The organism is Phenylobacterium sp., assembly GCF_030681155.1.
Classification (GTDB): Bacteria; Pseudomonadota; Alphaproteobacteria; order Caulobacterales; family Caulobacteraceae; genus Phenylobacterium.
This window is the reverse complement of sequence record NZ_JAUXXE010000005.1, coordinates 1-9,616: the sequence shown is the minus strand read 5'-3', so window position 1 is coordinate 9,616 and position 9,616 is coordinate 1. Positions and strand designations below refer to the sequence as shown.

Sequence of the window (9,616 nt, the reverse complement as noted above, 5' to 3'; positions counted from 1 at the left end):
ACCGAGAACATCGTGCGGATGTTCTGCTTCTCGTACTCATAGAAGTAGTCCTCGACCTGCCGCTGCACCGCGACGGTCCGGTGCAAGGTGGCGCCGGCCGGAAGCTGGAACTGCACGATCGCCCCGCCCTGATCTTCGGTCGGCAGGAAGCCGGTCGGCAGCCGCAGGAACAGCCCGGCCAAGAGCAGCACCACCGCGCCGTAGATCAGCATGAAGATGAGCTTGCGATCCTGGATCCATCGCACCGTCTGCTTGTAGCGGTCGGCGAGACGCTCGAAGCCCTCATTGAACCAGGTTGAGGCCCCGTGGATGGCGCGGGCCGCACCCGGGAACCGCCGACCAAAGCCGCTCTCGTGCAGCTCGTGCTCGGCCCTCTTCTGCTTGAGCAGGGTGGCGGTCAGGGCCGGGCTGAGCGTTAACGCCACGAAGGCCGAGAGCACCATCGCTGCGATGATCGTCAGCGAGAACTGCCGATAGATCACGCCCGTCGACCCGCCGAAGAACGCCATGGGCAGGAACACCGCCGACAGCACCAAGGCGATGGCCACCAGGGCCATGCTGATCTCCTTCATCGAGGCGATGGTCGCCTCGCGGGGAGTCATGTTCGGGTCCTCGGCCATCAGCCGCTCGACGTTCTCGACCACGACGATGGCGTCATCGACCAGCAGGCCGATGGCCAGCACCAGGGCGAAAAGCGTCATGGTGTTGATCGAAAAGCCGGCGATGTAGAGCACGCCAAATGTGCCCAGCAGCACCACCGGCACCGCGATCGCCGGCACCAGCGTCGCCCGCCAGCTTTGCAGGAACACGAACATCACGATGATCACCAGGACGATGGCCTCGGCCAGCGTCTTGACCACCTCGGTGATCGACAACTTGATGAAGTCGGTGGTGTCGTTGGCGTAGGCGTATTTCAGGCCCGCCGGAAACGACTTGGCCGCCTTCTCGACCTCGGCCTTGACCAACTCAGAGGTCTTCAGCGCGTCGGCGCCGGGCGCCAACAGAATGGCGAGGCCCGCTCCGGGGTGCCGATTGACCCGGCTGCGGGCGTTGTAGTTCTCCTGGCCAAGCTCCACGCGCGCCACGTCCGACAGCACCACCGCCGAACCGTCCTGCTGGCTCTTGAGGATGATCTTGGCGAATTGCTCGGGCGTCTGGAGGCGCGATTGGGCGGTGACCGTCGCGTTCAGCATTTGGGTGTCGGGCTGCGGCTGTCCGCCCAACTCCCCCGCCGCGACCTCGGCGTTCTGGTTCTGGATGGCCGTGACCACATCGCCCGGCGTCAGCTGATAACTGGCGAGCCGATCGGGATTGAGCCAGATGCGCATCGCGTACTGCGAGCCGAAGACGTTGGTGTCGCCGACGCCCTTCACGCGTGACAACGGGTCTTGCAGGTTGGACACCAGATAGTCGGAGACATCGCCGTTCGACATCCGGTCGGTCTCGTCATAGACGCCGACGATCAGCAGGTTGTCGGGATTGGATTTCCGAACGACCAGCCCCTGCTGCTGCACCTGGCTCGGCAGCCGCGAGAGCGTCTGGCTGACCTGGTTCTGCACCTGCACCTGGGCGATGTCGGGATCGACGCCCTTCTCGAAGGTGGCGGTGATGGTGACCTGGCCGCGCGAGGTCGATGAGGAACTGAAATAGAGCAGCCCGTCGATCCCGGTCAGGGATTGCTCGATGACCTGGGTGACGCTGTTCTGGATAGTCTCGGCGGAGGCGCCGGGATAGCTGGCCCGGACCGAGACCTGGGGCGGGGCGACATCAGGATACTGGGCGACCGGCAAACCCAGGATGGAGCCTGCGCCGGCCATCATGATCAGGATTGCGATCACCCAGGCGAAGATCGGGCGATCGATAAAGACGCGGGAAAACATGAAGGTCAGCCGCCTCCCGCACGGGGAGAGGCGCCGGCCTTGGGCGGTTGAATGTTCTGCGGCGCGCTCGCAGGGACCGGTCGCAAGGCCTTTTCAGGCTGAACGTTCGCAAGTCCCTGGGTAATCACCCGATCGCCCGCCTTCAGCCCGTCGGTGACCACCCAGAACTGGCCTTGGGTGCGCGCGGCGGTGATCGTTCGTTGCTGGGCCTTGTCGCCGGCGCCGACCAGATAGACGCTCGCCCCCCCCTTCGGATCGCGCGAGACCGCCTCCTGCGGAACCAGGAAGGCCGCGGTGTTGATCGCAGGGGCGAACACCGCCCGGACGAACATTCCGGGAAGCAGCGTTCCATTCGGATTGGCGACGCGCGCCCGCAGGGTCACCGTCCCCGTTGCTGGATCGACGACGGCCTCGGCGAACTCGACCGTGCCGGCCTGATCGTAAGTGCTCCCGTCCTCTAGCTTGAAGCGCACGGCGGCGCTGCCGGGAACCAACCCGCCCGACGCCAGGGCCTGACGCAGGGCCAGAAGCTCGCCGCTCGACTGCTGAACATCGATGAAGATCGGATCGAGTTGCTGAATGCTCGCCAGCGGGTCGGTCTGGCTGGAGGTGACCAGCGCGCCGACCGTAAACAGCGACCGGCCGATCCTGCCGCTGATCGGTGCGGGGACGGTGGTGAACCGCAGATTGATCCGCGCGGTCTCGAGCGCAGCCTTCGTCTGGGCCACGGTGGCGGCCGCCTGAGCGGCTGCGGCGACCGCGTTCTCATAATCCTGCTGGCTGACCGCTTCGATCGCCGCCAGCGGCTTGTTTCGGTTCGCCAGCGCCTGGGCCGCGCGGAGGTTGGCCTCGGCGCTCTGCACGTTGGCCTGCGCCTGGTTCACAGCCGCCTGATAGAGGCTGGGATCGATCTGGTAGAGCGGCTGGCCGCGCTTGACGACCGATCCCTCGGTGAAGAGCCGCCGCTGGATCACACCGGAAACCTGGGGCCGGACTTCAGAACTTTCGGAGGCGACCACCCGTCCCGGAAGCTCGCTCACCAGATCGACGCGGCTGGGTTGAACGACGACATATCCGACCGCAATTGCGCCGCCATCGGGGCCCGCGTGATCGCTAGGCTTCGCGCCGCATGCGGCGAGCAGGCTCAAGGCGCCGAACGCCAGCCACGTGGACGCTCGGAGGCGAGGCTTCCTACGCTCGATAGCCAAGACGCGTCACCTCATCGATTGTCGGCAGGGATAGAAGTTCGCTACTGCGAAAAAGCTCCACCAAGCTGGAGGGCCTGACGATGCAGCAAGTTGTTCGACCGGGTCTGGCGTCGATCCGCTCAGGTGTCACTGGGTTGGGCAACCGTATCCACCTCGGGCCATGCCACAGACGGGTTTGAGTACTGAGCACCCGATTGATGCTCAACTCAACTGGGTCTAGGCCCTAGGCCTCGCACGAAGATGACGCGAGATAACTGACCTGACACACGCCGACGCAGATCTGCGACACTCGGGATCAGCCCTGCTCCACCCTAGCCAACACCTCGTCAAATCCCGGGGCGTCGATCCCAGAGATAAAGGCGGCGAGCGACATCTTGCCAAACGCGTAAGCGGTCTCGGGCGAGCCGGACTTCAGCCGTCCATCAGCCACGGCCGCGCGGAATTCGCTCGGGGAGAAGGCCGCCAAACTCCGGTCTTGAGCCATGGCTGAAGCACTGGCGAAACTCCCAAGGACGATACAGCCGTATGAGAGCCTTGTGAGCAGGCCGATGACTTGAAGCCTCGCCCGCAGGCGCCCGTGTGGGGCGTGGCCAAGAGCCGCCTCAAGCAGGACGTCCTGCAGCTCTGGCGTCTGAGCAAACTCGTTGGTGAGGATCGCGAGATCGACCAGGCGATCATTGGCCCACGCCAACTCCCAATCGATCAGCCACAGTCGACGCCCGTCGAACAGGATGTTCCGCGGGTTGGGGTCGTTGTGACTGGCGACCAGTGACGCCGAATCCCAGGGAAGGCTCGCAGCGACACGCGCTAGGCCTTCGGCGTGCGGACCAAGCGCGCCGGGTGGGAACAAACCCGACTTGGCCAGAGACGTGAGCATCGCCTCGATCACCACGGGATAGTCGCCGATGATCGGAAAGCCTGGAGCCGTCTGCACCTCAGCCGTCAAGGCGCCTAGCTCGCGCACCAGACCCGGCGCACCGCCCGGATGCTCCGAAAGCGGGCGGCCAGAGACGAAATCCATGATCGCCACGCCAGCTCCCGCATCGGCGTAGTGGAGGGCTGGAGCAACCGCCACAGCAGCGGCGGCGGCCATGCATGCGAAGCCGCGTTGGCGGTCCTGAAACGCCACGCGTTCAGGCTCGATGCGCAGGACATACGTCCGATCGGCGACCTCGAACCGCAAGATCTGGGCGCCGGAGACCCCGCCAGAGATCGGCCGAAAGCCTCCAATCTCACGAGCGCCGAACGTGGAGCGCAAGGCGCTCCGGACATCGTCGCGGCGCGGAGCCGCAATCAATTCGAACTCTCCGGCCATGCCTTTTCCCCCGCCGCGCGTTCAGCCGCGCCTTCCGGTCGTTGAAGTCTTCGCCGGACGGGCAGCCTAGCGCGAGCTTGGACCCAGTAGCGCGGTGATTTCGAATACCGGCGCGCGCAGGTCGCTTGCCTCCGACCGGCTGGTGCGATGTTCATGTCCCATGAACGATGATCAGAGCCCCGCCGCCTACCCAGATGACGCCTTCGCGGCGATCGCGCCGCTGGTTCGCGGCGAGACCGCCGTCTGGCTCCGCGACCCTGGCCTGGGACTCACCGTCGACGCCGCGCCGCTGAGCACCGACGAGATCGCCGAAGCCCGCGCCAGGTTCATCAGGTTTGAGCCCGTGCTACGCGCCCTGTTCCCCGACAAAGACTGGGACGGCCAGATCCGGTCTGATCTGGCCGACTATCCCATGTCTTCAACACCGGGTCTGTTGGTGAAGTGCGATCACGCCCTGCCGATGGCCGGGTCGGTTAAGGCCCGGGGCGGGGTTTACGAACTGCTTTGCTATGTCGAAGAACTCGCGCTGGATCGGGGCCTGCTTGGACCAGGCCAGTCCCTGGAGACCTTGCTTGCGCCGGCGAGCCTGGCCGTGCTCGAGGCCCATCGCATCGTCGTCGCGAGCACGGGAAATCTTGGCTTCGCGATCGGACGTGTGGCTAGAGCGCTTGGCTTGCAGGCCGAAATCCACATGTCCCACGACGCCAAGACCTGGAAGAAGGAACGGCTGAGAGCGATCGGCGCCACGGTCGTGGAGCATGACTGCGACTATACCGGCGCGGTGGCCCGCGCTCGTCAGGCTGCAGTCGCGGAAGACGCCTACTTCATCGACGACGAAGACTCGCGCCGCCTGTTCGTGGGCTACGCCGTCGCGGCCGCCGAACTGGCCGATCAGCTTTCCGCGCGGGGCCTGACGATCGGCCCAGGCCGTCCGCTCATCGTATACTTGCCATGCGGAGTGGGCGGCGCGCCCGGCGGGATCACCGCCGGCTTGAAGCAGATCTACGGCGAACACGTCCTGGCCGTTTTCGTTGAACCGGTCGCGTCGCCCTGCGTCTTTGCGGCCTTGGCTGTGGGGCAAGGCCGGCCCATCAGCATTTACGAATTTGGCCTCACGAACGACACCATCGCCGATGGTCTAGCTGTCCCCTCGGCCTCGCCCTTCGTGATGCAGGCCATCGGTCGCAATATCGACGCGGTCGTGGGGGTCACCGACCAGGCCATGGTGGATTGGGTGCGCCGGGCCTGGGCCCAGGCTGAATTGAGGCTAGAGCCTTCAGGTGCCTCCGGCTTCGCCGCGCTCGATCCGTTCAACAGCCGGGCGCGAGCCGCCGGTGTGATCGACAGCGACGCAAAGCCTGTCCATGTCGTCTGGACCACAGGCGGCTCGCTGCTGCCGGAAGCCGAGTTCGCCGCCCTGCTGGCGCCCTAAAAGCAGGCAGGTCAGCGCCAGGCGAACACTGGCTGCTCGAGATCGGCTACGCGGGTGATGCGCCCGGCGACCAATTCCCGAAATTGGTAGATCAGCGCCGCTGTCGGGGCGTGGATGTGCTGCTCGCCGACCCGCATGCGGACCAGTGGGCGCGGACTCTCCGGGATCACCTCGAAATCCACGGCGTCATCGCCGAGGATCTGATCGAGCCGGAACCGGTGCGCCGAGGCCACTTCCTGCGGATTGAGCCGCATGCCGCTAGCGTCATCCAGCCAGGTGATCACGGGACTGATCGCGTAGCCCGAGCGGGTTGGATAGTCATCGAGCACGCCCAGCACATCGTGAGCGGGCACTTCCAGTCCCAGCTCCTCATGAAGCTCGCGCAGAGCCGCTTCCTCCAGGGTCTCGCCGGGATCGCAGCGGCCGCCGGGCAAGGCCCATTGCCCTGCATGCGCCCGCATCTGAGCCGCTCGCCGCGTCAGCAGGAAGGCCACCTCGCCCGAGCCGTCATCGGCCTCGACCAGGGTGATCGCCACCGCCGCGCGCTTGAGGTCCACGCCCTCGTGCGCGATGCGGGGAAAGGCGCGGCAGCGCGCGGACAACACCTCACGCACCGCCGAAGAGAATGGGTAGCTCATCGCACCTGGGTACCTTGAGTGCGGTGGATCCGAAAGCCCGGCCGGCGCCACGTCAACGCCGGCCGGAAGCTCGGTCAGGCCGGCTGGCGATCCGAAACCGTGACGCGCTGGGCGCCGCGCAGCAGGCACTCCTCCGCCTGGCGGTTCACGGCGTGCACCATCTCGGCGACGGTCGGGATGTCGTGGATGAGGCCCTGGCTCTGGCCGACAGTCCAGATGCCGTCGTCGGTGTCGCCCTTGCCCATGACGTTTGTGCGGCCCCGGATACCGGCGACTAGGTGGCGAACGTCGTCGATCGTCTTGGTCGCGTCCTGCTGGATTCGCACCACCTCCTCGGAGACGGCGTTGCGCGCCACGCGGCTGGTGTTGCGCAGAGTGCGATTGGTCAGCAGCGTATCGCGCTCGGTATTCTCGACGATCTTGCGCTTCACGTTCTCATGGATGGCGCACTCCTGGGTCGCCATGAAGCGGGTGCCCATGTTGACGCCGTCGGCCCCCAGCGCCAGCGCCGCCGCCAGGCCGCGGCCATCGGCCATGCCGCCCGAGGCGATGACCGGCACATCAACCGCATCGACGGTCGCCGGCAGCAGCACCACCAGGCCGACGTCGTCCTCGCCCGGATGGCCGGCGCACTCGAACCCGTCGATCGACACCACATCGACGCCGTAGCGCACGGCGGTCACCGCATGGCGGACCGAAGTGCATTTGTGGATGACCTTCACCCCGTTGGCCTTGAAATCGGGCAGGTGATCGGTCGGGTTGCGTCCCGCGGTTTCGACGATCTTGATCCCGGACTCGATGATGGCCTGCCGGTACTCGTCGTAGGGAATGGGATTGAGCGACGGCAGCAGGGTCAGATTGATGCCGAACGGCTTGTCGGTGAGATCGCGGCAGCGCTGAATTTCTTTCCAGAGCTCCTCGGCCGACGGCGAATGGTGCGCGACGATGAAGCCCAGCGCTCCTGCATTGGCCACAGCCGCCACCAAGGGCGCATGGCCGACGCCGGTCATTCCGCCCATCACAATGGGCGTCTCGATGCCGAACATGTCCGTAATGCGGGTGTTGATCATGAGTTTGCCGTCCCTAGAATTATCTTTGAAGGCCGCAGCTAGGCCTCTTGGTAATGGCCCGAGTATTCACGCTCCCCACCCCGGGCCGCAAGGTCCGACCGGTCGAACAGGCTGATCAGTCGTGAGCGACTGAGCCATTCATCGATCTGAAGACCAGCGCTCGCGACATCCACTGACCCGTCAGCATGTGCTTCGCGAACGGCTCGCAAGCCACCCAGCCAGCAGGCGAGCGTTGACCGGGCTACCCGTTTGCCGCACCACCGAACGATGACCGACGTGACCCGCCTCAAAGGCCCGATGGCCGCCCCGGCAAGTGGCCGAGATCCCCAATCAATGGTGATCCTGCTGCACGGCTATGGCTCGAACGGCGACGACCTGATGGGGCTTGTCCCCTACTGGCGGACCAGCCTGCCCGACACAGTCTTCATGGCGCCCAACGCCCCGGAGATCTGTCCCGGCGCGCCAGGTGGCTATCAATGGTGGTCGTTGACCGATCTTGGACGCGAGAGCCGCGCGGCGGGCGTGCGACAGGCCGCCCCACTGGTGAACGCCTTCATCGACATGCACCGGGCCGCCTACGACATACCCAACAGCAAGGTGGCGCTTGTGGGGTTCAGCCAGGGCGCCATGATGGCCCTGCATGTGGGGCCGCGGCGATCGGAGGCCCTTGCTGGGATCGTCGGTTATTCAGGCATGCTGGCTGATCCAGACGCGCTGCAGACCGAAGTGAAGACCAAGCCGCCCCTGCTTCTGGTCCACGGGGACGCTGACCCGATGGTGCCCTTCACCGCCATGGGGCAGGCGGAGGCCGAGTTCAAAGCCATGGGGTTCGAAATCAGCACCCATGCCTCGCGAGGTCTCGGCCACAGCATCGACGAGGCCGGACTGCGACTGGGCGGCGACTTCCTCGCCCGTGTTTTGCGCGGTGCTGGCTAAGCGACGCTGTTCCACACACGTCTGTGTCCAAACCTCACCTGGTCTAAAGCGACTTTGAAAAAAAGACCTCGGGAGTCGACTGATGAGGTTGAAGGCGCAGTGTTCCCACAGGCTTGAAACCGTTAGATTGTTGCCAAGCTTGAGGTTCGGCCTCATCGGCCATGCTCGACGTCATCAACATGGCCGCTCCCTCGTGGCGCATCGCAGCTTCCCACTCTTGGAGGAGCATCACTAGCGGCGCAGGCGGTGAGGGACGCGGACGAGAAGGGATTTTCACAGGCCGCGGGCTGGGCCCGAGCGGCTCTCGGCTGGGCTCGAGCTCAGCAGGGCGAGCCCGCGGAAGGCATAGAATTGATCCGCCGGGCCATGGACGACCTGACAGCGATCCAGACGCGCGTATCCATGCCGTGGTTCCTGACGCTGCTGGGCGAAGCCCAGGCGGTGGACCGGCAGTATGATCAAGCCCTCGCGACCTTCGGCGAGGCCCTCACCATCAATCCTGAAGAGCGACTGTACAGACCGTACACCCTGATCAACCGTGGCGAACTACTGGCCCAGACGGGCGAACGCGATCTGGCCGAGCTCGATTTCCGCGCGTCGGTCGACGAGGCGGGAAGCATGGGGGCCAATGGCTATGACCTGCGCGCTGCCACGGGCCTAGCCCGATTGTTGTCAGCTCGCGGAGCGACAGAGGAAGCCGCTTCCCTCCTGCGCCGTCGACTGGAAGCCTCCATCACAGGTTTCGACACGGTCGACATCGCGGCGGCGCGAGCGCTTCAGACCGACCTCTCCCGCTAGGTGGCCAAGCCTCGTTCAGGCGGATGCTCAACAGTAAAGAGAACTCGTTTCCGGTGAATGACAGGTCAGTTGAAGTATAGATTCCGCTTCGGAGCTGCCGCCTGACGCTACCGACATCCTCTTTCGGGTTCCGGAACGCATAAAGCCCCCAGCTGTTGAGCTGGGGGCTTTATGAGATGCTTGGGTGCGGGGACAGGATTTGAACCTGTGACCTTCAGGTTATGAGCCTGACGAGCTACCGGGCTGCTCCACCCCGCGGCAAAGCTATGGTGTAGTTATCGTGATTGAAGGGTTGGACGTTTCATCCGTTTTGTAGACCTGGCGGCGACCTACTCTCCC

At 65.1% G+C, this 9,616-nt stretch carries 8 protein-coding genes and 1 tRNA gene; 3 read left to right on the top strand and 6 right to left on the bottom strand.

From position 1 onward, the window contains the following. From Q8M13_RS01240 to Q8M13_RS01230, 3 genes are all read right to left on the bottom strand, one after another. Positions 1-1,880: efflux RND transporter permease subunit (locus Q8M13_RS01240; protein WP_305297802.1), on the bottom strand; the 1,880-nt coding region annotated here is incomplete at its 3' end. Between the two features lie 5 nt (positions 1,881-1,885). Next, positions 1,886-3,028, bottom strand: coding sequence for an efflux RND transporter periplasmic adaptor subunit (locus Q8M13_RS01235; protein WP_305297801.1), 1,143 nt, complete (start codon positions 3,026-3,028; stop codon positions 1,886-1,888). A 355-nt stretch (positions 3,029-3,383) separates the two neighbouring features. Continuing rightward, the gene (locus Q8M13_RS01230) at positions 3,384-4,403 is read right to left on the bottom strand and encodes a phosphotransferase (RefSeq protein WP_305297800.1); all 1,020 of its coding nucleotides are present in this window, start codon (positions 4,401-4,403) and stop codon (positions 3,384-3,386) included. Positions 4,404-4,563: 160 nt separating this feature from the next. On the opposite strand from Q8M13_RS01230, the gene Q8M13_RS01225 reads away from it, so the two are divergent. Next, positions 4,564-5,835, top strand: coding sequence for a D-serine ammonia-lyase (locus tag Q8M13_RS01225; protein WP_305297799.1), 1,272 nt, complete (start codon positions 4,564-4,566; stop codon positions 5,833-5,835). A gap of 11 nt (positions 5,836-5,846) precedes the next feature. Here Q8M13_RS01225 and Q8M13_RS01220 read toward each other — a convergent pair whose 3' ends face one another. Both Q8M13_RS01220 and Q8M13_RS01215 read right to left on the bottom strand, forming a co-directional pair. Next, complete coding sequence (locus Q8M13_RS01220; RefSeq protein ID WP_305297798.1) at positions 5,847-6,473, bottom strand: CoA pyrophosphatase; 627 nt, start codon at positions 6,471-6,473, stop codon at positions 5,847-5,849. Between the two features lie 74 nt (positions 6,474-6,547). Further along, positions 6,548-7,543 carry a nitronate monooxygenase family protein gene (locus Q8M13_RS01215; protein WP_305297797.1) on the bottom strand — a complete coding sequence of 332 codons (996 nt, stop codon included), beginning with the start codon at positions 7,541-7,543 and terminating at the stop codon, positions 6,548-6,550. A 267-nt stretch (positions 7,544-7,810) separates the two neighbouring features. Between Q8M13_RS01215 and Q8M13_RS01210 the strand changes: the two genes are divergently transcribed. Continuing rightward, entirely contained in the window at positions 7,811-8,479 is a 669-nt protein-coding gene (locus Q8M13_RS01210) for an alpha/beta hydrolase (RefSeq protein ID WP_370869910.1), read from the top strand. Between the two features lie 351 nt (positions 8,480-8,830). Next, positions 8,831-9,277, top strand: a complete 447-nt coding sequence (locus Q8M13_RS01205; RefSeq protein WP_305297795.1) for a hypothetical protein — start codon at positions 8,831-8,833, stop codon at positions 9,275-9,277. 181 nt (positions 9,278-9,458) lie between these two features. On the opposite strand, the gene Q8M13_RS01200 is transcribed toward Q8M13_RS01205, so the two are convergent. Next, positions 9,459-9,535: transfer RNA gene (locus tag Q8M13_RS01200), tRNA-Met, on the bottom strand. Positions 9,536-9,616 lie beyond the last annotated feature (81 nt).